This window comes from Ruegeria sp. AB8 (assembly GCF_056542605.1).
On the sequence record NZ_JBQGAB010000009.1, the window covers coordinates 115,129 to 140,214 of the forward strand.

Consider the following 25,086-nt stretch of genomic DNA (forward strand, 5'->3'; position numbering starts at 1 on the left):
ATTTCCCTTTTCCTGCACCCCATCAGATGGTCTAACATGAAGTCGAACAGCCGCCGAACCGTACAAGGCGGCCAAAGTGATTTCGAGTTGGGGCAGTTGGAGCCATTTGATGCAGGGAAGAAGGCCGCGCGCCATTCTTAAGTGCTGGCTGTTTGGCGTTGTCGTGGCCATCGCGCCGACCACATTGGCGGCGCTGGAAACCACGTTGACGGCGCCCGGAGCGCCGAAAGAAGTGGTGGACCGCCTCAAGGAAAACTCTTCGGTAACAACAGCCAAATCGCGCGGGCTGGACACTCCGCTGGAAATTCTGTCCGCGGCTCTTTCGGATTACCGCACCATCGTCCAGATCCTGTATGACGAGGGGTATTTCAGCCCGGTCGTCAGCATCAAACTGGATGGACAGGAAGCGGCCGATCTCAGTTCGCTGAGCGTTCCAAGCCAGATCAAGCGCGCTGTCATCACTGTGAACACGGGCCCGGTCTTTACATTCGGAACAGCGCTTGTGCAGCCGTTGGCCCCGCTGACCGTATTGCCCCAGGAATTTGCCACCGGCAAACGTGCGACAACAGGCGCGATCCAGCAGGCCACGTCCACAGGTGTTCAGGCATGGAAAGACGCTGGGCACGCAAAGGCGGACGTTGCTGGACAAAAGGTCGTCGCCCGGCACAAACAATCCAAGCTGGATGCCGAGATCGATCTGGCGCCCGGCCCGCGCCTGACATTCGGAAGGATGTTCATCGACGGCGACACCACCGTGCGGCACAGATCGATAGAAAAGATCGCTGGATTTCCCACGGGCGAAGTCTACTCCCCGCAAAAAGTTCAGAAAGTCGGAACCCGTCTGCGCCGCACCGGGACGTTCAATGTTGTCTCGATCAAGGAGCGGGAAAAACCCAACCCTGATGGCTCGCTGGATTTTGATGCCACGTTCGAGGATCTGCCCCCGCGTCGCATAACACTCGGGGGCGAGCTTGCCTCGCGCGATGGTCTTGATCTGACCGCGACATGGACCCATCGAAATGTGTTCAGGCGCGCGCAGCGGCTGAGGTTCGAGGCCGCGATCCGCAACATTGGCGGGGCCGAGAATATCGATGGGCGGATTGGCCTGCGACTGGATCAGCCAGACAGGCTGGGCCCCGACGACAGCACCTTTTGGAGCGCCCTGCTGGAGCGGCGCGACACCGAAAACTACAACGTTACCGTGGCCTCAGTGGCATATGGTGCGAGGCGCACCTTCTCGGACCAGCTTTATGCCGAGGCATCAGCAGGGTTCCAGTATTCGGATGCGGATGATGCCTACGGCTCCGGGCGCAAATTCAGGTATTTCATCCTCCCCTTCCGGTCGGAATGGGACCAGCGCGACAGCAAGGTCAGCGCCACGCGGGGGTTCTATCTTGATGCGAATGCCATGCCTTTTGCCGGACTGTCCGAGACCGAGTCCGGCCTGCGCATTTTTGTGGACGGGCGCGGCTATACCAGTTTCGGAACCGGCGGCAGGCTGGTGCTGGCCGGCCGCGTGCAGCTGGGGTCGGTTCTGGGGCCGTCACCGGACGGGGTGACACCGGATTTTCTGTTCTTCTCGGGCGGCGCGGGAACCGTGCGCGGACAACCTTTTGAAAGCCTCGGCATCCCGGTGGGAACCGGCGTGGCGGGCGGCAAGTCCTTTCTCGGCCTGTCCGGAGAGGTACGCGGCAAGGTCACCGACTCACTGTCTCTGGTCGGGTTCTACGACTATGGCACGGTCGACACGTCATCCTTCATCGGCAGCGGTGCCGAGTATCATGCCGGTGCCGGTATCGGTGCCAGATACGATCTAGGTGGGTTCGGCCCGTTGCGCGTTGATCTGGCATGGCCGGTTCAGGGCGACACCGGCAGCGGGTTGCAGTTCTATATCGGGATTGGACAGGCATTTTGATCCGGCGGCTTTCATATCCGGTGCTGATCGGCGCGGTGCTGATCACATCGCCCGTGACCGCGCAGGAAGATGGCGGCGGCAGCATGCTGGAGAATTTCCTGCAGGACACCTTGTCCGGCGACGACCAGAACGTCCGGGTCAAGGGCCTTCAGGGCGCGCTGAGTTCACGGGCGACCATCGAAGAAATCACCGTGGCCGATGACGAAGGCGTCTGGCTGACCATCAAGGATGCAGTGCTGGACTGGAACCGGCTTGCATTGATCCGCGGCCGTTTTTCGGTCAACGCCCTGACTGCGCAGGAAATCGACATCGCCCGCGCGCCTGGGGCAACCACCAAGGACACCCCCGCGCCTTCGGCTGAAACCAAGCCGTTTCAGCTGCCTGAATTGCCCGTTGCCATCCAAATCAGCGAAATCCGGGTAGACGAGCTGTCGCTGGGCCAACCCCTGATCGGGGTCGCGGCCGAGCTCGCCGTGAACGGAAATCTGTCGCTGGCAGACGGCACGCTGGATACCAAACTGGATGTCACGCGACTGGACCAGGCCGGCGACCAGATCAGCCTGTCCGCCGGGTTTGAGAACGCGAGCAGTGAAATCCGTCTGGACCTGAAAGTGGTCGAGGATTCGGGCGGGCTGATCTCGACGGCGCTGAAGATACCCGACAGCCCACCGATCGGTCTGACCGCCACCGGGTCAGGTCCCCTTACGGATTTCACAGCGGATATCGGCCTGAGCAGTGACAACCAGCAGCGTGTCGCAGGACAGGTCCGGTTGCGGTCGGCCACGGAGGCAGGTGGCGCGTCAAGTGACGGCATCGCCTTTACAACCGATCTGAAAGGCGACCTGACGCCATTTCTGGCGCAAAACATGGACACGTTCTTTGGCCCTGACACGCGTCTGTTTGTCGATGGCCGGACGCAGCCGGACGGCGCGCTGGACATTTCCGATCTCGAGTTTTCCTCGCAGGCGCTGAAGCTGAAGGGAGAGCTGCAGCTTGCCCCTGGCGGTGTACTGCAACTGGCGGCCCTGCAAGGGCGGATAACTCCACCGGATGGCGAAACTGTCGTGCTGCCAGTCTCAGGCGGTCAAACATCTATCGAAGCGGCTCAGATTTCAGCGCTGTTCGATCAGAAGAACGGCAACCTCTGGGATTTGAGCCTGACAACCAACGCTTTCAAATCGCCGCAAATCGGGTTGCAGCGGGCACAGATCACCGGCCAGGGAACACTGGAACAAGGTGCATCCTTACAATTCGAAGGTGACATTCAAGCCGCGCTGGACGGGATCGATCTGGCCGATGCCGGGCTGAACGCGGCACTGGGCGATCGCATCACACTGGACGGATTGTTCAGCTACGGCAGCGATCAGTCGTTGACCCTGTCGGGTGTGGAACTGGTGGGTTCAGACTATACGCTTGGGGCAGACGCATTGATAAGCGGTTTGGCCGGCGGTCTGACGATTGACGGAACGGCGACCCTGGACGCAACGGACCTGTCCCGGTTCTCGGAACTGGCCAAGCTTGATCTGGGCGGACAGGTCTCGGCCCGGGTCGAGGGAAACGGATCACCGCTGGAAGGCAGCTTTGACGGCAAGCTGAACGTCGAGGCCCGCGATCTGTTGACGGGCCGGGACGATATCGATCCGGTGATTGCCGGCGAAACGACCATTCTGGTGGATGCAAAGCGCGACACGGACGGCGTCACCATCCGTGACCTCACAGTAAACGGCGAAACCTTGCAGGCGGCTGCGAGCGGTGAGGTCACGACACCGAACGGAAACCTGACCATCGACGGTCAGGCCAGCGTCAACGCGCAGGATCTTTCCGTCTTTTCGGGTCTGGCAAAGCGCGAACTGAGCGGCGCAGTTCAGGCCACCCTCGACGGTCAGGGAACCGCGCAAACGCTGGAGTTTGACGGAACGGCCAGCGTAATCGGACAAGACATCACAACCGGACTTTCGGACATCGACCCGCTTTTGACCGGTCGGACCACTATTGAGTGGGATGGCGCCCGGACCGCCGACAAAATTGATATCCGTAACGCCACGGTAAACGGCACCGCACTGAACGCGCAGGTCTCGGCGATTGTGCAGGATCCGACAGGGGATCTGTCCGTTGACGGACAGGCGCAATTGAACGCGCCGGATCTGTCGCTGTTCTCCGGCCTGGCCAAACGCGATCTGGCGGGTTCGGTGCGGGCCGACGCCAATGGGACCGCCGCGCTGGCCAACCGGACTTTTGACATCAAGGGCGATCTGGATGCACGCGACATCCAGACCGGCATCGAAGCGCTGGACAAACTGATTCAGGGCCGCACGACTTTGACGGTGGACGCCGAGAAAACCGAGGAAACCGTCGATATCCGGGCATTCCGTCTGCAGGGAACGGCCTTGTCCGCGGACGCGTCCGGTGAACTAAACCGCGAAAACGGGGGGCTGACCTTCAACGTCAGACTGGATGATCTGGCCAGGTTGGCGAATACCCTTTCCGGTCCTTTGACCCTGACCGGCAATGTAGCACCCGATGGATCAGGTCTGGAAGGCACCGTCAGCCTGCAAGGCCCTGACAGCTCCTATGCCAGTCTGGACGGCAATGTTGGACTGGACGGAAACGCCGATCTGGAATTTGACGCGCGATTCAACAAAATCGAGCGGTTTGTGCCCGAGTTTCCGGGGACTATTGCGGCCAAGGGTACGGCAAAACGCGACAACGGCGTCTGGACCGTCAGCGCCAAGGCCGATGGACCTGCGGAAATCAGCGGCGATGTCTCGGGGACATTTAGCGAGACCACCGGTCAGGCCGACCTGACCGCGCAAGGTGGTTTGAACCTGGGCATCGCCAATGTGTTTATCACACCCAACAAGATCGATGGTCAGGCGCGGTTTGATCTTGCTTTGAACGGCGCGCCGTCACTGGCGGCCTTAAGCGGAACGGTTACAACCTCCGGTACAGCTCTGGCCATTCCCGCGGCTGGACAGACCGTGACGGGGATCAGCGGTTCGGTCGACCTGGCGCAAAGCCGCGCTACCGTCGCGCTGAACGGCGGGATGCAGGCTGGCGGGTCCTTTACGGTCAACGGCCCAATAGACCTGACGCCACCCTTCAATGCCAACATCACGACCGTTCTCAACAGCCTCGTGCTGACTGACAGGCTGCTATATGAAACGACGCTGAACGGCCAGATCGCCATGACCGGCGCTTTGGCGGGCAACAGCTCGATCGCCGGGCAGATCACATTCGACGAGACCAACATCAACCTCGCCGCAGCATCCGGCGCGGTGGGCGCGGCACCCATCCCCAACATCACGCATGTGAACGAAAGCGCGGCCGGTTTCCTGACCCGGGAACGCGCGCAGCTAGTCGTGACCGGGGACAAAGCCAAAAGCGATTCCCGGATTGCGCTGGACGTCAGCCTGCTGGCCCCCAAAGCCGTGTTTGTGCGCGGCCGCGGTGTAAACGCTGAACTTGGGGGCAGAATCAATATCGGTGGAACCACGGCATCCATCGTGCCGTCCGGTCAGATTGAGCTGATCCGGGGCAACTTCGACATTCTGGGGCGCAGGCTGGCGCTGACCAAGGGTGTCGTGACACTTCAGGGCGATCTGACACCCTATATCGAGTTCGAATCCTCAACCAGCACATCGGACGGCACCTCCACGATTGAAATTGCGGGGCCATTGGATGCGCCTCAGGTCGACATATTTTCCGACCCTGAACGCCCTGCGGAAGAGGCCCTGGCGATATTGTTGTTCGGTAATCGCTTTTCCGAACTTTCACCCTTTGTGATCGCGCAAATGGCGGCGTCGCTGGCGCAACTCAGCGGTGCAGGCGGGGACGCAACCAAAGGGCTGCGCGATGCGACGGGCGTGGATACCGTCGATATTGGCGCCTCGGAGGGCGGTGCGGGCCGTCTGGGCGCAGGTGCTTATCTGAGCGACAACCTCTACACTGATTTCACGGTCAACACTGAAGGCGACACCGAAGTGAACCTGAATCTGGATGTCACCGACAGTTTCACCGTGCGTGGCACGGTCGACGGGCGTGGTGAAACAGGTTTGGGTGTCTTTTTCGAACGCGACTACTAGGGCCAGTTGCGGTTCCAGAACCATCGGGACAGGTGTGTAAGATTGTTTTGTCCTGTACCAAAGCGCGTTTTTTGTCTGCCTGCCTAGCTCTCTGGCGAATGCGGCGCGTTGAGGCGCAACTGACGCTGCACAGTTTTGGACAGGCATGACCGGCACAGGATGGTGTGAAACGCGAAAGGGCGGCTCTGATCAGAACCGCCCCTGAATTTTTGTCGTGCGCGGCGCCTACTCCGCTGCGATGGCATCCCCGATCTTTTCAACGCGAATGGCCGAGAATTTAAACTCGGGGATTTTCCCATAGGGGTCGATCGCCGAGTTGGTCAGAATGTTCGCCGCCGCTTCGACATAGGCAAACGGAATGAAGACCATGTCTTCAGCGATCGCCCGATCGGCTCGAACCATGATGTCTATCGTCCCGCGCCGGGTGGTCAGCCGGATCATCTCACCCGGTTCGATCCCCATCAGCTTGAGCGTGCGGGGGTTCATCGAACAGTTCGCTTCCGGCTCAACAGCGTCGAGAACATTAGAACGGCGGGTCATCGACCCGGTGTGCCAGTGTTCCAACTGACGGCCGGTGGTGGCGATCATCGGGTACTCGTCATCCGGCGCTTCATCCGGCGGGATGACGCTGGCCGGAGTGAACCGGGCTCGGCCATCCGCGCGCGGGAATCCGTCACCGAACACAATCGCCTGCCCCGGATCGGTCTCGCTGAGCGACGGATAGGTGATGGTTTCGGTCTCAAGCCTCTCCCACGTGATGTTGTCAAGCGACGCCATGGTCAGCTTCATTTCATGGAACACCTGAGACACGTCCGTGTAATCCCAGTTCAGCCCGATCCGCTGCGCCAGATCGACGGTGATCTTCCAGTCCTCGCGCGCCTCGCCCGGAGGTGTCACAGCAGGCCGCACCCGCTGCACCTGACGGTTGGTGTTCGACACAGTGCCGTTCTTTTCATACAGCGCCGAGGCGGGCAGGATGATGTCAGCATAGTTCGCCGTTTCGGTCAGGAAGATGTCCTGCACGATCATCAGGTCCAGCTTGGCCAGCGCGTCACGCGCGTGATTCACATCCGGGTCGGACATGGCCGGGTTTTCGCCCAGAATATACATGCCCTTGATGTTGCGCGCATAAATCTGGTCGATGATCTCGGTAACGGTCAGGCCCTTCTCGTTCGAGAAGTCGTCCGAGTTCCAGACCTCGTTGAACTTGGCGCGAATGCCATCGTCCGTCACGGTCTGGTAATCCGGCAGGAACATCGGGATCAGGCCCGCATCGGATGCACCCTGCACGTTGTTCTGACCGCGCAGCGGGTGCAGACCCGCGCCGGGTTTACCGACGTTGCCGGTCATCAGAGCCAACGAGATCAGGCAGCGAGAGTTGTCTGTGCCGTGGATGTGCTGGCTGACGCCCATGCCCCAGAAGATCAGGCCGGCCTTGGCCTGCGCAAAGGTGCGCGCGACACGGCGCAGCTGATCGGGCTCGATGCCGCAAATCGGCGACATCGCCTCGGGCGTGAACTGGCGCAAATGCTCTTTCTCGGCTTCCCAGTTCTCGGTCCAGCGGTGGATGTACTGGCTGTCATACAGCTCTTCCTCGACGATCACGTTCATGATCGCGTTCAGCATCGAAACATCAGCACCCGGACGGAACTGCAGCATTTCGTCTGCGAACTTGCGCATACCAACGCCGCGCGGGTCCATCACGATCAGCTTGCCGCCGCGCTTGGCGAACTGCTTGAAGTAGGTTGCCGCAACCGGGTGGTTCTCGATCGGGTTCGAACCGATGATGATCGCCACATCCGCGTTTTCGATCTCGTTGAAGGTCGCGGTCACAGCACCTGAACCAACATTCTCGATCAGCGCCGCAACGGAGGACGCGTGGCACAATCGGGTGCAGTGGTCGACGTTGTTGTGTTTGAAACCCTGGCGGATGAATTTCTGGAACAGATAGGCTTCTTCATTGGTGCATTTGGCCGAACCAAAGCCTGCAACGCTGCGCGGGTCTTCGTCGCGAAGCGCCTTCAACTTGGTGGCGGCAAGATCCATCGCCTCTTCCCAAGTCGCTTCGCGGAAATGGGTACTTAGATCGCCGGGATCGACGTTCAGGCCCTTCTCGGGGGCGTCTTCGCGGCGGATCAGCGGCTTGGTCAGACGGTGCGGGTGGTGGATGTAGTCAAAGCCGAACCGCCCTTTGACGCACAAACGGCCTTCGTTTGCCGGGCCGTTGATGCCCTCGACATACTTGACCTTACCGTCCTTGACCTTCAGCGAGACTTTACAGCCCACACCGCAGAACGGGCAGACGCTTTCGGTTTCGCTATCGTAGTCTTTACTGTCGCCGTGCTGCTGATCGTCCAGCACGGTCGCGGGCATCAGCGCCCCGGTTGGGCAGGCCTGAACGCATTCGCCACACGCCACACAGGTCGACGCGCCCATCGGGTCGTTCTGATCGAACACTACCTGCGCCGTATGGCCACGACCGGCCATGCCGATCACGTCATTCACCTGCACTTCGCGACAGGCCCGGACGCAGAGGTTGCAGTTGATGCAGGCGTCCAGATTGACGCGCATCGCAACGTGGCTGTCATCCAGCAGCGGGATTTTCTCGGCCTCTTTCGCAGGGAAACGGCTGTCGCTGACATCGTTCAGCTTGGCCATGTCCCAGAAATGGCTGGAGGTATCGTGCGCTTCCTCGGGCTGGTCGGCCACCAGCAGTTCCATGACCATGGCGCGTGACTTCTCGGCACGTTCGCTGTCGGTCTTGACCACCATACCGTCCGCTGCGGGACGGATGCACGAGGCGACCAGAGTGCGCTCGCCTTCCACCTCGACCATACAGGCGCGGCAGTTGCCGTCCGGACGATAGCCTGGCTGCGGCTTGTGGCACAGGTGCGGGATAGTGAATCCCTGCCCCTTGGCGGCTTCCCAGATGGTCCAGCCCTCGGGCACGGTGACGTCTTCGCCGTTCAGGTTGAAGGTGACGGTCTTGTTTGGGCTTGCATCAAGCATGGCTCTGTCTCCCTCAGATTTCGTCAGCGAAATGTTTCATGACCAGGCGGATCGGGTTCGGGGCCGCTTGCCCCAGACCGCAGATGGACGCGTCGCCCATGACCTGGCACAGATCTTCGAGCAGGTCCTGATCCCACTTGTCGGCCTGCATCAACTTCACCGCCTTTTCACAGCCGGCCCGGCAGGGCGTACACTGACCGCAGCTTTCGTCTTCGAAAAACCGCAGCATGTTCAGTGCCGCATCGCGCGCAGTGTCCTGATCGGACAGAACCACCACAGCGGCAGACCCGATGAAGGTGCCCAGCGGCTGCAGTGTGTCAAAGTCGAGCGGGACGTCGTCGATACTGGAGGGGAGAAGACCTGACGACGGCCCGCCCGGTTGATACGCCTTGAACGCATGACCTTCGGCCATGCCGCCGGCGGCATCAATCACGTCAAGAATGGTCGAACCCGCGGGCAGCAGGTAAACACCCGGCTTCGCAACCCGGCCCGAGACCGAATAGCTGCGCAAGCCCTTGCGGCCATTCTTTTCAACTGAATTCAGAATCTGCGGCCCCTCGCGGCAGATCTTCGAGACCCAATAGAGCGTCTCAACATTGTGCACGAGCGTTGGGCGGTTAAAGACCCCAACCTGCGCCACGAACGGAGGACGGTGACGCGGCAGGCCCTTCTTGCCCTCAATCGACTCGATCATCGCGGATTCTTCACCGCAGATGTATGCGCCAGCACCGCGGCGAAGATCGATATAGCCTGTTTCGACGATCCCGGCCTGTTCCAGCGCGGCAATCTCGCGGGCCAGGATTTCCAGTACCGCCGGATACTCGTCGCGCATGTAGATAAAGCAGGTCTCGGCCTCGACCGCCCAGGCGGCGATCAGCATGCCCTCAAGAAAGACATGCGGCGCACGCTCCAGATAGTAGCGGTCCTTGAAGGTGCCGGGTTCGCCCTCGTCGCCGTTCACGGCCAGATAGCGTGTGCCCTCGTTCATTCGAACAAAGCCCCACTTTTTGCCGGATGGGAAGCCAGCACCACCCAGGCCGCGCAGGCCCGAGGACAGGATGTCTTCCTGCACCTTCTCCCAGTCACCACCGTCGCGCAGCTCTTTCAGCTTGGCGTAGCCGCCATTGGCCTCATAGGCGGCAAAGGTCTCATAGTCGGGCAGATGGGCGTGAGTGTCGCCCACAGCAATCGCAGCCTGCACCTTTTCGGGGGTCGCATGGTCGATATGGTTGTGGCCAATCTCAAGTACCGGAGCGGTATCACAACGGCCCATACAAGGCGCACGCACCACACGCACCTCTGCCGGGTCCAGACCGTCTTCCAGCGCCTTCTGCAGCAGCTGGGCACCGGCCATTTCGCAGGACAGAGAATCACAGACACGGATCGTGAGCGCAGGCGGAGGGGTCTCGCCTTCTTTCACAACGTCGAAATGGGCGTAGAAGGTCGCCGTCTCATAAATCTCGGCCTGTCCGATCCGCATCTCAACTGCAAGCGCGGCAATGTGATCGGCGCTGATATGGCCGTGTTCGTCCTGAATCAAATGCAGAAATTCGATCAGCAGGTCGCGGCGGCGCGAGCGGTCGCCCAGCAGGCGATGAATTTCCGCCTGCGCCTCATCCGTGAACTGACGGCCTTTGGGCGTGTGCCGCCCTTTGCCTTTACCTGACTTCCAGACGCCCTTGGGTGCGCCTGATGGCTTGGTGTCTAATGGTGCCATGATGCCCTCCGATTGAGGCTCCGTGTCTCATCAGAATAGCATATCGTCAAATCGCCAAATTCAATCGCACGATAACGACAGTTTATCACCGTAAAGACGTCACTACGGCACGCAAAGCCTCGACCGTTGGCAATTCCGGGTCACGACTGAGGGTCGCCAGACAAATCGGTTTGCTGACAACGGGATCGACCAAGGGCAGCACTTTGGTTCCCTTCAGATCACCCAACGCCCGGATCAGAACGCGAGGAACAACCGTAGCTGCCAGCCCCTCGCGCGCCATCACCATCGATGCGGTAAAGCCACTGGTTTCGGCGACGACGTGGGGATGCAGGCGCTGTTCGGCGAAAATCCGGTCTAGAATACGTCGGTTCTGCATCTGCGGCTCCAGAAGGCTGATCGGAAATTCAGCCACCCGAGCCCATGGAATAGGGCCGGTTTCCTCGGTCATGTGGGACGGGACCAGCAGCACATAGGTTTCTTCATAAAGCGGCTGCACCTGCCGTAAGTCAGTGCCGATACTGTCGCCATAGGTGATGCCTGCATCCAGACTGCCTTCGTCCAGCCGGTGCTGAATGGCCGAGGCCGACATGGTTTCGATCCGTGTGACAACACGTGGATGCGCCTGATGCAGTCGCTTGACCAGCCGTCCCGTAAAGGCAATCGCGGTTGGGATCACGCCCAGAATCAACGTGCCCGTAATCTCACCCCGCGCGGCCAGCACCTGCTGTTCCAGCGCCTTGGCGTCATCGAGGATACGCCGCGCGCGGCGGACGATCATCTCGCCCTCTTCGGTCAGGCCCTGAAACCGGTTGGCCCGGCGGACAATTGAAACGCCCAGCCGATCTTCGAGATTGCGGATGCGCATGGAAAACGCGGGTTGAGAAATCCCACATTCCTCGGCCGCCTTGGCGAAATGGCGTTGCCGCGCCAGAGCGCTGAGCAATTGCAGGTCGCGGATTTCGATCATGTGGCGGCGCCCAAAGTCTGGAGAGAGGCCCAGATTAGCGGTATTTTCAACAGGGGAAAGAGCCTGATGAAAACCTCAGCTCAGGCGCAGGGCGTAAACGTTGTTCAAATATCCCTCATCCCCAATATGGAAAAAGGTCTCGCCGATCTGTTCAAACCCCTGAGCAAGGTAAAACGCAATGGCCGGGTCGTTTTCTGCGTTTGTCGTCAGCCAGACCAGACCGGCCCTATGGTCATGGCAGCACTGGAGCGCCGCTTTCAGCAAATGTTTACCTATGCCTTTCCCATGATGGCGCGGCTGAACGTAGAAGGTCGAGATTTCCATGCCCGACCAGCCGACAATAGGCGCGTTGCGCTCCGATGACAGGCGGATGAACCCGTCGATCCCCTCATCATTGTCAGACACCAGAATGAACTCATTCGGGTCGCGGATAAGCTGTCCGATTTTGGACGGCGTGAATTCCTGCAAAGCAAAGTCGGCAAATTTCGAATTCACCCCGCGCTTGAGGTAGGTACCGATCCACACCTCAATCGAGATTGCCGCGATCCTGGACGCATCCGAAATTTCCGCCTTGCGCAGTGTCAATGATCAGGCGCTAAGTATTAAACAAAAAGTGCATCACATCGCCGTCCTTGACGATGTAGCCCTTGCCCTCGGCCCGCATCTTGCCTGCTTCTTTCGCACCCTGTTCGCCATTGGCAGCGATGTAGTCGTCATAGGCGATGGTCTCGGCGCGGATGAAGCCCTTTTCGAAATCCCCATGGATCACGCCAGCGGCCTGCGGCGCGGCGGTGCCGGTGCGGATGGTCCAGGCGCGGGCCTCTTTCGGGCCGACGGTGAAATAGGTTTCCAGTTTCAGCAGGTCGTAACCTGCTCGGATCAGACGATCGAGACCGGGTTCTTCCAGGCCCATCTCTTCAAGGAACATCTGGGCTTCGTCCGCTTCCAGCAGGCTGATCTCTTCTTCGATCTTGGCGCTGATGATAACGTGAGCATTACCCTGAGCAGCGGCCATTTCGGCCACCTTCGCCGAGTACTCATTACCTTCGGCAGCTTCTTCTTCGGACACGTTGCAAACATAGAGCACCGGCTTGGTGGTCAGCAGTTGCAGCATCTTCCAGGCCTTGGCATCTTCGTCTGACACTTCAACCAGACGCGCGGGCTTGCCGCTTTCCAGCATCGCTTGCGCTTGGGCCAGCAAGCGGTCCTGTTGCTGTGCCTCTTTGTCACTGCCTTTCAGCTTGCGCACCAGATTGGCGCGGCGCTTTTCGATGCTTTCCAGATCGGCCAGCATCAGCTCGGTCTCAATCGTGTCCGCATCAGCTACCGGATCGACACGGCCATCCACATGGGTCACATCTCCGTCTTCGAAACAGCGCAGCACATGGGCAATGGCGTCGGTTTCCCGAATGTTGGCCAGAAACTGGTTTCCAAGCCCCTCGCCTTTCGAGGCTCCCTTAACCAGACCGGCGATGTCAACGAACGTCATCCGCGTCGGGATGATCTGTTTCGAGCTTGCAATCGCCGCCAGCTTGTCCAGCCGATCATCGGGCACGGCCACATCACCCACGTTGGGTTCGATCGTGCAGAACGGGAAATTCGCCGCCTGTGCAGCCGCGGTTTTGGTCAGCGCGTTGAAGAGGGTCGACTTACCCACATTCGGCAAACCCACGATTCCCATTTTAAAGCCCATGACGGTCTCCTGATGCCATTCGAGGGGTGCTTCTATGCAGGTCCGGGTCAATGCGCAAGCCAGAGCGAAAGATGGCGGCCCGGTCCAAAATGCAACATCACGAAATCGTTCGACATCCGTGATATTGCCGGCATTGAATCCTGCGCTCTAAGCTCACCATGTAAGACGTTGCAAACAACCAGATAGTGATCAACAGTTATGAAGAGTTTTGTTGCAGCCCTTGTGCTGATAATGGCCGCTCCAGCAGCGTACGCTCAAACCATCATCTTTGGCGCTGGGTATTCGGATTTCTCCGACAGCGACGCAGACGATGAAGCCGCTTTCTCGCTCGAGTACCAGCACCGCCCCTTTTATGAAGCCACCCGCGTGTCCGCCACCTGGGGCAGCGCCCTGACGGTGGATACGGCTGGTGATGTTCATATCGGGATCGGGTTGATCGGGTTCTACACCTTCGCCGACCGATGGTTCGTCGAAGGCAGCGTCATGCCAGGGTACTTTTCCGAAGGCGACTCGTTGAACGATCTGGGCGGAGAGTTCCAGATCCGCAGCCTTGTTGGCCTTGGATATACGTTGAACAATGGCAACAAACTGTCCTTCGCGATTACCCACAAATCCAACGCCAGCACCCATGACGACAACCCGGGTGTCAACTCGGCCCTGGTCAGATATCATTACGCGTTCTGAACCATTCAGCCTTGGCGGGATTGATTTCCGGGCAAAGTTTCTGCACATCAGGTTCAAACCTGAATGCAAGGACAGAAGATGACCCGTATCGACGCCAAGTTCGCCGCCCTCAAGGCCGAAGGCAGGAAGGCCTTTGTTTCCTACGTCATGGCCGGGGATCCCGATTTCGACACCTCGCTTGAGATCGTGAAAGGTCTGCCGGGCGCCGGTGTCGACGTGATCGAACTGGGCCTGCCTTTCACGGACCCGATGGCTGATGGCCCTACGATTCAGGCTGCAGGCCAGCGCGCGCTGGACGGGGGAATGACCCTGCAGCGCACTCTGGATCTGGCGCGGGCTTTCCGTGAAACAGATGATACGACCCCGATTGTCCTGATGGGATATTACAACCCGATCTACAGCCGAGGTGTCGACGACTTTCTGGCCGAGGCTAAATCCGCCGGAATCGATGGCCTGATCGTTGTAGACCTGCCCCCGGAAGAGGATGCCGAACTGTGCCTGCCCGCGCAGGCCGCCGGCCTGAACTTTATCCGGCTTGCAACGCCCACAACCGACGATAAGCGCCTGCCCCGCGTCCTTCAGAATACATCGGGCTTTGTGTATTACGTCTCGATCACCGGCATCACCGGCGCTGCCGAGGCGCAGGCCACCAATGTCGGCCCGGAGGTAGCTCGGATCAAGTCGGAGACCGATCTGCCGGTTATCGTGGGCTTTGGCATCAATACACCCGAAAAGTCGAAGGCAATCGCAAGCATAGCTGATGGCGCCGTGGTCGGTTCAGCCATTGTCAGCCAGATTGCCGAGGGAAAGCCGGTCGGCCAGATCCTGAGCTTCGTCCGGTCACTGGCGGACGGTGCACATTCGGCCTGATCCGCCGACAAAACTCGTCTCATGCGTCAACCGCAGCCCGCCTTTGCGAGCTGCGGTTTTTTTGCTGCCAGAGATACGTTGCAGAGCGCAAGAGAAATTGGTAAATAAAATTAACCAAAGCTACCGAGGCCCGGAATCATGCCAGTCATTACAACGATTGAAGACCTCAGACGCATCTATGAACGCCGCGTGCCACGGATGTTCTACGACTACGCCGAAAGCGGCAGCTGGACCGAGCAGACCTTTCGCGAAAACACCTCGGATTTCGAGAACATCCGCCTGCGCCAACGGGTTGCAGTAGACATGTCCGGGCGTTCGACCGCGTCACAGATGATCGGACAGGACGTAACGATGCCGGTCGCGCTGGCGCCGGTGGGGCTGACCGGCATGCAACACGCAGATGGCGAGATAAAAGCGGCCAAGGCAGCGGAAGATTTCGGCGTACCCTTCACCCTGTCGACAATGTCAATCAATTCCATCGAAGATGTGGCCGAGAACACGGGCAAGCCGTTCTGGTTCCAGCTTTATACGATGAAGGATCAGGACTACATCAATCGCCTGATCCAGCGGGCCAAGGGCGCCAAATGTTCGGCATTGGTGATCACACTCGACCTGCAAATCCTCGGCCAGCGGCACAAGGACCTCAAGAACGGGTTGTCCGCCCCGCCGAAATTGACGGCCAAAACAATCGCCAACCTGATGACGAAATGGGCTTGGGGAATCGAGATGCTGGGTGCCAGCCGACGCGAGTTCGGCAATATCGTCGGACATGCGCACGGCGTTTCTGACGCATCCTCGCTGGGGGCCTGGACTGCCGAACAATTCGACCCAAGCCTTGATTGGGGCAAGGTCGAAAAGCTGATGGAGCAATGGGGCGGTAAGGTTATCCTGAAAGGTATTCTGGACGCCGAAGACGCGAAAATGGCCGCAAAGCTGGGGGCGGATGCCATTGTGGTCTCGAACCACGGCGGTCGCCAGTTGGATGGTGCGCTCAGTTCCATCCGAATGCTGCCGCAGATCATGGACGCCGTTGGCGGAGGCGTCGAAGTGCATATGGACAGTGGCATCCGTTCGGGTCAGGACGTTCTGAAAGCACTGGCGCTGGGGGCCAAGGGTACATATATCGGCCGCGCGTTTGTCTATGGCCTTGGGGCGATGGGTCAGAAAGGCGTAACCACGGCGCTGGACGTCATCCACAAGGAACTGGACACCACCATGGCGCTCTGCGGCGAACGCAATGTTGGCGATCTGGGGCGCCACAACCTGCTGATCCCAGAAGACTTCGGTGGTCGCTGGCAGAACTGAGAGAGCCGCTGTTGTCAGGGGCTCTGCCCCCGCCGCCCTACGGGCGTCTCCCCCGGGATATTTTTAGCCAGATGAAGACCGGATCCGTTTTTCATCTGGCCCCAAATATCCCGGAGCGCGAGGCAGAGCCTCGCAAAATGACAATCCGTCAAAAACCCCTTTCCAAACCCAATGAATCAAGCTAAGGACGCGGCTTCACGCGGGCATACAGCCTTGGAGGATGCCCGCCCTAACATTGGAGAATTATCATGGCTGGAGAGATTCCTGATCTCGTAGCTCTGGAACGGACGGGGACAGGCAAGGGCGCCGCTCGTCAGGCACGCCGCGACGGCATGGTTCCGGGCATTGTTTTTGGTGGTGACAAAGAGCCGCTGCCGATCCAGATCCCGTTCAACGTCCTGTTCAAGCGCCTGAAAGCAGGCCGGTTCAAGTCGACCCTGTGGAACCTGAAGGTTGAAGGCCACGAAGACGTTCGCGTCATCTGCCGCGACGTTCAGCGGGACGTCGTCAAAGACCTGCCGACCCACCTGGACCTGATGCGCCTGCGCCGGACCACCAAGATCGCGCTGTTCATCCCGGTTGAGTTCATCAACGAAGAAGAAGCGCCCGGCATCAAGAAGGGCGGCGTTCTGACCGTTGTTCGTCCGGAAGTCGAACTGATGTGCACCGCGGGTGACATTCCTGAAAAGATCACCGTCGATCTGACCGGTCTGAACATCAACGACGTTGTGACGATTTCGTCGGTTGATCTGCCGGCCGGCACCAAGCCGACCATCGACCGTGACTTCGTGATCGCGAACATTTCGGCTCCGACCGGTCTGTCGTCCAGCGACGATGAAGACGGCGAAGAGGGCGAAGTTGCAGCCGACGAAGTCGAAGTAATCGGCGCTGAAGAATAATTTCGGAACCTTTTGGTTCTGGATATGAAACGGGGTTCTTTCAGAGCCCCGTTTTTCTTTTGGCCGGGCGGGACTGGAAAGGCGGTGGCGAACCGTGCAATGAACCTGATACGTATTCAGGTATTGGCCCGCGACATGTAAGGACGAAATGATGAAGCTGTTTGTCGGCCTGGGGAATCCCGGTTCAAAATACGCTGGAAACCGTCACAACATCGGCTTCATGGCACTGGACCGCATCGCCGAGGATCACGGGTTTGGTCCCTGGCGTTCAAAGTTTCAGGCCGAGGTCTGCGAAGGTCGTCTGGGCACGGACAAAATTCTGCTGCTGAAACCGCAAACCTTCATGAACCGGTCCGGCCAGTCCGTTGGTGAAGCGATGCGGTTCTACAAGCTCGAGTCGGTTGACGTGACCGTCTTTCATGATGAACTCGACCTGGCCCCCGGCAAGGTGCGGGTCAAGGCCGGCGGTGGTCACGCGGGGCATAACGGGCTGCGATCAATCCACGAACACATCAGCCCCGCCTATGACCGGGTTCGGCTGGGGATTGGCCATCCGGGGCGCAAGGAAATGGTCTCGGCCTATGTGCTAAGCGATTTTGCCAAGGCTGACGCCGACTGGCTGGAAGACGTCCTGCGGGGCGTTTCGGACGGGGCCCAATATCTTGCCGAAGGGGAAAGCGGGAAATTCATGAATGCCGTGGCTTTGCGGACGGCGCCTGCGCGGTCGTCAAAGACACCGGAAAAGCCCACACCAAAAGCCGCGAACGACCCTGAGCCTATTCCGGCTCCGGATGACCGGTCACCGATGCAAAAGCTGTTGGACAAGTTTCGGTAAATCACCTGCTGCCGCAACGTTCGGATTGCGAAAGGTCCCGGACCTCTTTTCTATTGTGTTGATCAGGTGGAGGGGACGAATGAGAACTGTATTCAGATGGCTGTTGCGCATTGTTCTGGCGCTGGTTTTGGCGGCCGTCGTCGTTGGCCTGTGGAAACGGGAAGAGATCGAGCGGCTTCTGGCGGTCAATTCCCTGTTCTCGGAAGAGCGGATCGTTCACAATTTCTCGCACATGAGCGACGCCTTTCTGACGGTCGATCTGCCGCGCGGGAGCGGCCCGACATGGGAACTGCCCTATGGACCGGGCTTTGATCTGCCTGAGGGAACCGATCAATGGATCGGGGAACGCGCTGTGACATCCCTGCTGGTGATGCAGAAAGGCCAGATCCGGTTCGAAGAATACTATCTGGACACCCGCCCGGACGATCGGCGGATATCGTGGTCCGTCGCCAAAAGCTATCTGTCCGCCCTGTTCGGCATTCTGTTGGCCGAGGGGGCAATCGACTCGCTGGACGACCCCGTGGTGAAATATGCGCCCAAACTGGCCGGCAGCGCTTATGACGGCGCCACGATCCGCAATGTCCTGAACATGGCCAGCGGGGTGACCTTTGACGAGGACTATCTGGATTATAACTCGGACATCAACCGGATGGGCCGTGTCGTGGCGCTGGGCGGGGAGTTGGACGACTTCGCCGCGTCCCTTCAAGACAGCTTTGCCGCGCCGGGTGACACCTGGCAATATGTATCAATCGACACGCATGTGATCGGTATGGTCATTCGCGGCGCGACCGGGCGCAGTGTTTCCGAGTTGTTGACCGAAAAGATCATTCAGCCTTTGGGGCTGGAACGCGATGGGTATTACATCACGGATGGGGCAGGCGTCGCGTTTGTTCTTGGCGGGCTGAACTTTACAACCCGCGACTTTGCCCGGTTCGGACAGATGATACTGCAAGACGGTTCCCGAAGCGGCGAGCAGATTGTTCCCGCCGACTGGATTGCCGAGTCGACATGGCCAAGTGCCCCGACCGAAACCGGCAAGATCGGCTATGGATATCAATGGTGGATCCCCAAAAACGCGCATGAGGGCGAATTTCTGGCGCGCGGTGTCTATGGGCAATACATCTATTTCGATCGGCCGCGGGATGTCCTGATTGTCACCACCGGAGCCGATCGCAAGTTCCGCGAACCCGGTGTCAGCGATCAGAACATAGAAATGTTCCGCAAGATCGCCCAAACCCTGTAGGATGCCTCTATGCAAAAACAGGACAGTATCAATGTGCTGGGGGGTGTCCTTGCCCCCTGTTCGCGTGATCCGCTGACCGGGTTCTTCCGGGACGGGGCCTGCAATACCTGCCCCGAAGACCAGGGCAGCCATACGGTTTGCGCTGTTATGACAGCCGAATTCCTCGCCTATTCCAAATATGTCGGGAATGACCTGAGCACCCCACGCCCCGAATTCGATTTCGCGGGCCTCAAGCCCGGCGATAGCTGGTGTCTGTGTGCGGGTCGGTTCCTGCAGGCCCATGACGAGGGCTGCGCCCCAAGGGTTTATCTTGAGGCCACGCATCAGCGCGCATTGGACATTGTGCCGCTGGACATCCTGCAGCAGCACAAAGCCGGGTCCTGACCCTTCGTCAGTCTTTAGAATCCGTTTCGGCTTATTTTTGAGAAAAAGAAGTCCCGGACGGATCCGGGACTTCAAGGATTCAATCGGTCAGAAGTTGATCTGCCACGTCAGATCGACGCTGTAGCTTTCAAATCCGCTTTCGCCGATGCCGTCGTAAAACACACCTGCCGCAAGCAGGCTGTTGTTCTGCAACCTGTAATCAAGACCCAGATCGACACGGCCGCGTGTGGTGTCCCCGATCGGGGCGACGCCCGGTACGGTGCCGGTGCCTGATGTGCTGCTCCAGACGCCGGACAGTCCGCCCGTCAGGGTCATGCTGCCACGTGCGACGGAGATCGGGTGGCTGAAATCCATTCCCAACTGAACGGTCGTCAGGCTGAAATCCTGGGCCGAAATCGGATTGCCCAGACTGTCCGTATAGGCCTCGGCATCATCGCTGACATAGCTCAGATCCAGAAGCGGCATCAGGGTCAGCGCCCCGCGCTGGATTTCGCCTGTGACCCGCGACTGCACCAGCCAGCGGTCACTGTCGAATTTGTCCGAGTATGTGCCCAGAGGCGAAACCTCATTGTCAGCTTTCCCGTAAAGCGCACGTCCTTCGAAATAGATCGGATGCTCGGGCAGTTTCGCCACGACATACGGACCAACAAACCACCCGGTGCCGTCAATCTCGGACGCGCCGTTTTCGGTTTCGGCATAGTCCAGCTGCAGCATCGCACCGACCAACAGGTTCTGATTAACCTGATGGTGCGCCCCCAGAACCGCCAAAGCATAGCTGCTGTCAAAGTCGTCCTGCGAACTCCAGTTGCCTGTAACGTTCAGCCAGATGGGCAAGGTCGGATCGCTGGCAAAGTTCAGGAACCCGGCGCCCTGAGATACGGACGCATCGAATGCCCCCGCGCCGGACTGTTGCAGAAACCGCGTCAGGTTGGGCTGGTTTGAGACCAGGCTATTCGCGCGGGCATTCTGAAAGGCCTGAATCAAACGCTGCGTGTTTGTTGCGGCCTGCACGGTTGTCACAGTGTTCGACGCCAGATTGAGATTGCCTGCGGCGTCGGTGAAAACTCCGGCCGGAACGGAAAGCTCGATTGTACCGTTGTTCTGCGGTGTCAGTGTGGCAACGTAATCGACACCCGAACCGGTCATGGTCGCGGTTGCGTTCACCACCAAAAGATCACTGGCAACAAAGTCGGTACTGGGTTCGCTGAGGGTGATTGTCGCGGTAAAGGTGCCGTTCCCGGTCGCAGTCAGCGCCCCGACCGAAGCCGTGGGCTGGGTCGTATCCACCAGCGTCCGGGTGCTGATAATCTGCGTGTTCGTCACACCCGATAGGGCCAGTTCGTATCTGTAAAGCGGCCCACCCGGGGTTTCCTGAGCCGTGAAAATGATCCCCATGTAACCGTCGGCGGCATATGTGCTGTCTGCGCCGTCCTGACTGAGAATGGTTGGGTTCAGCCAACCGAGGTTGGTCAATCCGGCCGGAGTGATGATCGGAGACGGCGTGATCCCGCCACCAAAGTAAATCGCACCGCCCGGTGCCTGGCCGCTGCCGCTGAGGGCGACAAATGCAGTCGTTGCGCCGGGGATGTTGGTAAACTGGACGGAACCGCCATTGGGTGACGCAATGGGTGTATTGAAGAAGGTAGCCCCACCAAAGGCCGCGCCTTCCTTGCTGCTGCCGAACAGAACGACTGAAACCAAACAGACAAGGCCAAGCAGCCTGCGAAAAAAGGAGTTAACCATCCCAACCTCCAACAAACCCGATAGGGGCATAACACAAGGATATGCGCCTTATGACATGCCATTCCGAACGCGCAACTGAGTTCTGACACCGTCCGGGGCACATTATGATTAGCAACCAGAAGTTGCGAATTGACAGTGAGTTTATTCAAATTCAAAACGCTGTACAGATTCACCAAATCTCAATTATTTCGCGTGTATCGAATTTGCCAGATGCGCCGAGTCTGGCGCTTGCCGCGAGGGTCATCCCGGCACCTATTTGGCAAATAATTCTGAGGGTTGGCGGAAAAATCCTGGGAAAACACAGCAGCTTTCTAACCAGACCTTACAGGAGGGCTGTTTCGGCACTGCAAGCTAACCCGGCAAAAGCCAGACAATCCGCACCAAAGCGCTTCATTTTCCGCAATTGCGAGACAGTGAAAGCATCATGGCGACCGGGGCAGGTCAAATGATTCTCGGACCCACCGCCGCTCAACATCTGTCTGGCTTACGCTGGCGAAATCAGAGGCTTAGATTGCCTCGCGTCCTTCGGTATCGGACATGTCAAAGTTCAGGTATTTCGCAACCGTCTGAACATCCTTGTCGCCGCGTCCGCACATGTTCATGCAGATCAGGTGATCTTTGGGCAGTTCCGGGGCAATCTTCATCACATGGGCCAGTGCGTGGCTGGGTTCGAGCGCCGGGATGATGCCTTCGGTTGCGCAGCACAGCTGGAACGCTTCCAGCGCCTCTTTGTCCGTGATCGAGACATATTGCGCACGCCCTACCTCGTGCAGCCATGAATGTTCTGGCCCGATGCCTGGGTAGTCCAGACCAGCGGAAATGGAATAGCCTTCAAGAATCTGGCCGTCGTCATCCTGCAGCAGATAGGTTCGGTTGCCATGCAAAACGCCCGGACGACCACCGGTCAGAGAGGCGCAATGCTCCATCTTTTCGTTCACGCCTTTACCGCCCGCCTCGACGCCGATGATATTCACGGACTTGTCGTCGAGAAATGGGTAGAACAGGCCCATCGCGTTCGACCCACCACCGATGGCGGCGATGATCGTATCGGGCAGACGGCCTTCGGCCTTCATCATCTGTTCCTTGGCTTCCTTGCCGATGATCGACTGAAAATCGCGCACCATCGCCGGATACGGGTGCGGACCAGCGACCGTTCCAATGCAGTAGAACGTATCGCGCACGTTGGTCACCCAGTCGCGCAGCGCGTCGTTCATTGCATCTTTCAGTGTCCCGCGACCGGAAGTCACAGGGATCACCTCGGCCCCCAGCAGGCGCATGCGGAACACGTTCGGAGCCTGACGCTGCACGTCATGGGCCCCCATGTAGACCACGCATTTCAATCCGAACTTGGCGCAGACGGTGGCGGTGGCTACGCCGTGCTGCCCTGCCCCGGTTTCAGCGATGATCCGGGTCTTGCCCATGCGCCGCGCCAGAATGATCTGGCCCAGCACGTTGTTGATCTTATGCGCGCCGGTGTGGTTCAGCTCGTCACGCTTCAGGTAAATCTTTGCACCACCCAGATGTTCGGTCAGGCGTTCCGCGAAGTACAGCGGCGACGGGCGGCCAACATAGTTGGCCCACAGATCGTCCATCTCGGCCCAGAAGGTCGCATCGTCCTTGGCCTTCTCATATTCCTCTTCCAGCGACAGGATCAGGGGCATCAGCGTTTCGCTGACGAACCGTCCGCCGAAGATGCCGAAACGGCCCTGTTCGTCGGGCCCGGACATGAAGGAATTGAAAAGATCGTTGGCCATGGGTGTCTCCCTCGTCGTACCCGTTGTTCATAGGAGGTGGCGGCGGGATTTGCCATGGCAAAACGTATCATTCAGCCGCATGAACATGCTGAGACCAAACCCGCAGAGCCTGGTCCCTGCTTGGCACGGCAATACAGTTGAAATGATGGAACTCATGCACCTCCGCCAACCGGGAGGCCGCCTGCACAACGCGCCGATGCGGACCCGACTGGGCGAATGTCAGCATGGCCTCGGCGTCGTGCCAGACGCTCAGCGAAAAATACAGGCCCTGATGTGGGAACAGTTCCACCCGCAGGCACAGCGGATCGTCACGGGCTTGCAAATAAGCCTGGCGCGCGCGCCAGAAAAACTCGGGCGCGTGATACCAGTTTTTCAGGGCAACTCCACCGATTGCGGCCAGCATCCATTCATACTCCTTAACAGGAGATACGCGATGGCGGCCCGATCAGATCAACGGGTGGCTTCGATAAAGGCGTTGATCAGGCCCGAATCCTTGATCCCCGGAGCACTTTCAACACCTGAGGCGACATCTACCTGTCGTGCTCCCGTCATCCGAATGGCCTCGGCCACGTTTTCCGGGTTCAAACCGCCGGCCAGCATCCATGGCTTACGCCAGTATTTGCGCCCAGCCAGCAACCGCCAGTCAAACGCCAGCCCGTTACCGCCCGGCAAGACCGCGTTCTTGGCGGCTTTGGCATCAATCAGAAGCTGGTCCGCGACGTCGCTGTAGATGTCGATTGCGGCCAGATCTTCGGCATCTGCCACACCGATGACCTTCATCACCGGCAAGCCGTAACGTTCCTTGACCTCGCGCACACGCTCGGCACTTTCGCTGCCGTGCAATTGCAACATATCGAAGGGCGCGGCCTGAGTGATACTGTCCAGCAAATCGTCTGAGGGGCTCACGACCAGGGCCACCTTGGCCACGCCAACCGGCACGTCAGCCATCAACGCAGCCGCCTGTTCGGGCGTGACATACCGGGGCGACTTGGGAAAGAAGTTGAATCCCAAGTATCGTGCACCAGCATCTACGGCCGCGCGCACCTGAGCCGGTGCGGTCAAGCCGCAGATTTTCACACTAATTTCAGTAGACATGCCGCTTAGCTGGCCTCGTCCAGCAGAGCCAGAACCTCGTCCTGACCTTGATTCTGCTTTTTCTTGAGCTTCTTGACCTCACGCTCAAGTTTGCGCACTTCGCCTTTGCTGGCCGTCGCGTCGCGGCGGTGCTTGTGTTCGCGCAGCCACTCCCAAAGAAAGCCTATGACCAGCCCGGCAACCACGCCCCCAAGAACAACTAGGAACAGCGGCAACGAGGTGCTGAGGTTGAAGCCAGCCAGCTCGGACAAGGCATCCGGCATAAGCTTGAGTTCAACCATTTCGCGATTGGCCAGCGAAATCGAGATCAGGGTGATCCCGAGGACCGCAAGAAAAGCATATCGAATGTAGCGCATCATAAGGTCAGGCTTTACCGTTCAAACGGTCCCTTAGCAACTTGCCTGTCTTGAAAAACGGTACACATTTTTCCTCGACCTGCACGGTCTCACCGGTTCTGGGATTGCGGCCGACGCGTGCGTCCCGCTGTTTGACAGAAAAAGCGCCAAATCCGCGCAGTTCGACCCGGTCGCCGCGGGCCATAGCATCGGTCACTTCCTCGAAAACGGTATTCACGATCCGTTCAACGTCACGCTGATAAAGATGCGGGTTCTCGTCGGCGATTTTCTGAATCAATTCTGAACGGATCATAGGCATTACCCTCCCAGGCGACCGGATTACCATGTCTATTGTTTTGGACAGTATAAGAAAAAACGCGGAACGGGGGAACGCAAACTACGCGTGCCGAGGCATCATTTTGCCATATTCTCACGCAATTTTTTGCCTGCGGGCCTGATTCCGGGCTCCAAAGAACACCTGTTGCCCGAGTTGGGCCGGGAAATCAGAACATATTGATTCGCAACAAAAACGGCCCCGCACTGACGTGCGGGGCCG

20 protein-coding genes are annotated in these 25,086 nt (G+C 59.0%); 9 read left to right on the forward strand and 11 right to left on the reverse strand.

Features of this window, described 5'->3' with window-relative positions; genetic code table 11:
• The first annotated feature begins 109 nt into the window (after positions 1-109).
• Positions 110-1,915 (forward strand): autotransporter assembly complex protein TamA, encoded by a 1,806-nt coding sequence (locus tag ACR0CG_RS11275; RefSeq protein WP_480524875.1) that lies wholly within the window; start codon positions 110-112, stop codon positions 1,913-1,915.
• A complete protein-coding gene (locus tag ACR0CG_RS11280; RefSeq protein WP_480524876.1) occupies positions 1,912-5,997 on the forward strand; it encodes a translocation/assembly module TamB domain-containing protein in 4,086 nt (1,361 codons plus the stop codon). Before ACR0CG_RS11275 ends, ACR0CG_RS11280 begins: the two co-directional genes overlap by 4 nt.
• A 225-nt stretch (positions 5,998-6,222) precedes the next feature.
• Here the strand turns inward: ACR0CG_RS11280 and fdhF are convergent, their stop codons facing one another.
• From fdhF to ychF, 5 genes are all read right to left on the reverse strand, one after another.
• On the reverse strand, positions 6,223-9,006 hold the full coding sequence (gene fdhF, locus ACR0CG_RS11285; protein WP_480524878.1) for a formate dehydrogenase subunit alpha: 2,784 nt from the start codon (positions 9,004-9,006) through the stop codon (positions 6,223-6,225).
• Positions 9,007-9,019: 13 nt separating this feature from the next.
• Positions 9,020-10,723, reverse strand: coding sequence for an NAD(P)H-dependent oxidoreductase subunit E (locus tag ACR0CG_RS11290; RefSeq protein ID WP_480524880.1), 1,704 nt, complete (start codon positions 10,721-10,723; stop codon positions 9,020-9,022).
• An 85-nt stretch (positions 10,724-10,808) separates the two neighbouring features.
• The gene (locus ACR0CG_RS11295) at positions 10,809-11,690 is read right to left on the reverse strand and encodes a LysR family transcriptional regulator (protein ID WP_480524882.1); all 882 of its coding nucleotides are present in this window, start codon (positions 11,688-11,690) and stop codon (positions 10,809-10,811) included.
• 75 nt (positions 11,691-11,765) lie between these two features.
• Entirely contained in the window at positions 11,766-12,275 is a 510-nt protein-coding gene (locus tag ACR0CG_RS11300; RefSeq protein ID WP_480524884.1) for an N-acetyltransferase family protein, read from the reverse strand.
• A 10-nt stretch (positions 12,276-12,285) separates the two neighbouring features.
• A complete protein-coding gene (gene ychF / locus ACR0CG_RS11305; protein WP_321251396.1) occupies positions 12,286-13,383 on the reverse strand; it encodes a redox-regulated ATPase YchF in 1,098 nt (365 codons plus the stop codon).
• Between the two features lie 198 nt (positions 13,384-13,581).
• On the opposite strand from ychF, the gene ACR0CG_RS11310 reads away from it, so the two are divergent.
• The 7 genes from ACR0CG_RS11310 to ACR0CG_RS11340 all read left to right on the forward strand — a co-directional run bounded on the left by ACR0CG_RS11310 (position 13,582) and on the right by ACR0CG_RS11340 (position 19,603).
• Positions 13,582-14,067 (forward strand): acyloxyacyl hydrolase, encoded by a 486-nt coding sequence (locus ACR0CG_RS11310; RefSeq protein WP_321251394.1) that lies wholly within the window; start codon positions 13,582-13,584, stop codon positions 14,065-14,067.
• A gap of 78 nt (positions 14,068-14,145) precedes the next feature.
• Positions 14,146-14,937 carry a tryptophan synthase subunit alpha gene (trpA, locus tag ACR0CG_RS11315; RefSeq protein WP_170678260.1) on the forward strand — a complete coding sequence of 264 codons (792 nt, stop codon included), beginning with the start codon at positions 14,146-14,148 and terminating at the stop codon, positions 14,935-14,937.
• A gap of 138 nt (positions 14,938-15,075) precedes the next feature.
• On the forward strand, positions 15,076-16,242 hold the full coding sequence (locus ACR0CG_RS11320) for an alpha-hydroxy acid oxidase (protein ID WP_480524887.1): 1,167 nt from the start codon (positions 15,076-15,078) through the stop codon (positions 16,240-16,242).
• A 248-nt stretch (positions 16,243-16,490) separates the two neighbouring features.
• On the forward strand, positions 16,491-17,141 hold the full coding sequence (locus ACR0CG_RS11325; protein WP_170807711.1) for a 50S ribosomal protein L25/general stress protein Ctc: 651 nt from the start codon (positions 16,491-16,493) through the stop codon (positions 17,139-17,141).
• Positions 17,142-17,292: 151 nt separating this feature from the next.
• Positions 17,293-17,976, forward strand: a complete 684-nt coding sequence (gene pth / locus ACR0CG_RS11330; protein WP_480524889.1) for an aminoacyl-tRNA hydrolase — start codon at positions 17,293-17,295, stop codon at positions 17,974-17,976.
• Between the two features lie 79 nt (positions 17,977-18,055).
• Entirely contained in the window at positions 18,056-19,219 is a 1,164-nt protein-coding gene (locus tag ACR0CG_RS11335; protein WP_480524891.1) for a serine hydrolase domain-containing protein, read from the forward strand.
• Between the two features lie 9 nt (positions 19,220-19,228).
• The gene (locus ACR0CG_RS11340; RefSeq protein ID WP_480524893.1) at positions 19,229-19,603 is read left to right on the forward strand and encodes a DUF2237 family protein; all 375 of its coding nucleotides are present in this window, start codon (positions 19,229-19,231) and stop codon (positions 19,601-19,603) included.
• A gap of 87 nt (positions 19,604-19,690) precedes the next feature.
• On the opposite strand, the gene ACR0CG_RS11345 is transcribed toward ACR0CG_RS11340, so the two are convergent.
• From ACR0CG_RS11345 to ihfB, 6 genes are all read right to left on the reverse strand, one after another.
• Entirely contained in the window at positions 19,691-21,346 is a 1,656-nt protein-coding gene (locus tag ACR0CG_RS11345) for an Ig-like domain-containing protein (protein WP_480524895.1), read from the reverse strand.
• Between the two features lie 506 nt (positions 21,347-21,852).
• Positions 21,853-23,100 carry a tryptophan synthase subunit beta gene (gene trpB / locus ACR0CG_RS11350; RefSeq protein WP_480524897.1) on the reverse strand — a complete coding sequence of 416 codons (1,248 nt, stop codon included), beginning with the start codon at positions 23,098-23,100 and terminating at the stop codon, positions 21,853-21,855.
• A gap of 67 nt (positions 23,101-23,167) precedes the next feature.
• Positions 23,168-23,503 carry a hypothetical protein gene (locus ACR0CG_RS11355; RefSeq protein WP_170613420.1) on the reverse strand — a complete coding sequence of 112 codons (336 nt, stop codon included), beginning with the start codon at positions 23,501-23,503 and terminating at the stop codon, positions 23,168-23,170.
• Positions 23,504-23,550: 47 nt separating this feature from the next.
• Positions 23,551-24,195: a phosphoribosylanthranilate isomerase gene (locus tag ACR0CG_RS11360; RefSeq protein ID WP_480524899.1), complete on the reverse strand. Its 645-nt coding sequence runs from the start codon at positions 24,193-24,195 to the stop codon at positions 23,551-23,553.
• 5 nt (positions 24,196-24,200) lie between these two features.
• Positions 24,201-24,551, reverse strand: coding sequence for a LapA family protein (locus tag ACR0CG_RS11365; protein WP_170613423.1), 351 nt, complete (start codon positions 24,549-24,551; stop codon positions 24,201-24,203).
• A gap of 7 nt (positions 24,552-24,558) precedes the next feature.
• A complete protein-coding gene (ihfB, locus tag ACR0CG_RS11370) occupies positions 24,559-24,843 on the reverse strand; it encodes an integration host factor subunit beta (RefSeq protein WP_037310872.1) in 285 nt (94 codons plus the stop codon).
• Between the last annotated feature and the right edge of the window lie 243 nt (positions 24,844-25,086).

What these genes read in the sequence shown, in the direction of transcription:
- trpB (WP_480524897.1), bottom strand. Translation starts at nt 23,100, where the DNA reads ATGGCCAACGATCTTTTCAATTCCTTCATGTCCGGGCCCGACGAACAG.
- trpA (WP_170678260.1), top strand. Translation starts at nt 14,146, where the DNA reads ATGACCCGTATCGACGCCAAGTTCGCCGCCCTCAAGGCCGAAGGCAGG.
- ACR0CG_RS11340 (WP_480524893.1), top strand. Translation starts at nt 19,229, where the DNA reads ATGCAAAAACAGGACAGTATCAATGTGCTGGGGGGTGTCCTTGCCCCC.
- ACR0CG_RS11335 (WP_480524891.1), top strand. Translation starts at nt 18,056, where the DNA reads ATGAGAACTGTATTCAGATGGCTGTTGCGCATTGTTCTGGCGCTGGTT.
- ACR0CG_RS11325 (WP_170807711.1), top strand. Translation starts at nt 16,491, where the DNA reads ATGGCTGGAGAGATTCCTGATCTCGTAGCTCTGGAACGGACGGGGACA.
- ACR0CG_RS11310 (WP_321251394.1), top strand. Translation starts at nt 13,582, where the DNA reads ATGAAGAGTTTTGTTGCAGCCCTTGTGCTGATAATGGCCGCTCCAGCA.
- ACR0CG_RS11295 (WP_480524882.1), bottom strand. Translation starts at nt 11,690, where the DNA reads ATGATCGAAATCCGCGACCTGCAATTGCTCAGCGCTCTGGCGCGGCAA.
- ACR0CG_RS11355 (WP_170613420.1), bottom strand. Translation starts at nt 23,503, where the DNA reads ATGCTGGCCGCAATCGGTGGAGTTGCCCTGAAAAACTGGTATCACGCG.
- fdhF (WP_480524878.1), bottom strand. Translation starts at nt 9,006, where the DNA reads ATGCTTGATGCAAGCCCAAACAAGACCGTCACCTTCAACCTGAACGGC.
- ACR0CG_RS11275 (WP_480524875.1), top strand. Translation starts at nt 110, where the DNA reads ATGCAGGGAAGAAGGCCGCGCGCCATTCTTAAGTGCTGGCTGTTTGGC.
- ychF (WP_321251396.1), bottom strand. Translation starts at nt 13,383, where the DNA reads ATGGGCTTTAAAATGGGAATCGTGGGTTTGCCGAATGTGGGTAAGTCG.
- ACR0CG_RS11345 (WP_480524895.1), bottom strand. Translation starts at nt 21,346, where the DNA reads ATGGTTAACTCCTTTTTTCGCAGGCTGCTTGGCCTTGTCTGTTTGGTT.
- ACR0CG_RS11365 (WP_170613423.1), bottom strand. Translation starts at nt 24,551, where the DNA reads ATGCGCTACATTCGATATGCTTTTCTTGCGGTCCTCGGGATCACCCTG.
- ACR0CG_RS11290 (WP_480524880.1), bottom strand. Translation starts at nt 10,723, where the DNA reads ATGGCACCATTAGACACCAAGCCATCAGGCGCACCCAAGGGCGTCTGG.
- ACR0CG_RS11320 (WP_480524887.1), top strand. Translation starts at nt 15,076, where the DNA reads ATGCCAGTCATTACAACGATTGAAGACCTCAGACGCATCTATGAACGC.
- pth (WP_480524889.1), top strand. Translation starts at nt 17,293, where the DNA reads ATGAAGCTGTTTGTCGGCCTGGGGAATCCCGGTTCAAAATACGCTGGA.
- ACR0CG_RS11360 (WP_480524899.1), bottom strand. Translation starts at nt 24,195, where the DNA reads ATGTCTACTGAAATTAGTGTGAAAATCTGCGGCTTGACCGCACCGGCT.
- ihfB (WP_037310872.1), bottom strand. Translation starts at nt 24,843, where the DNA reads ATGATCCGTTCAGAATTGATTCAGAAAATCGCCGACGAGAACCCGCAT.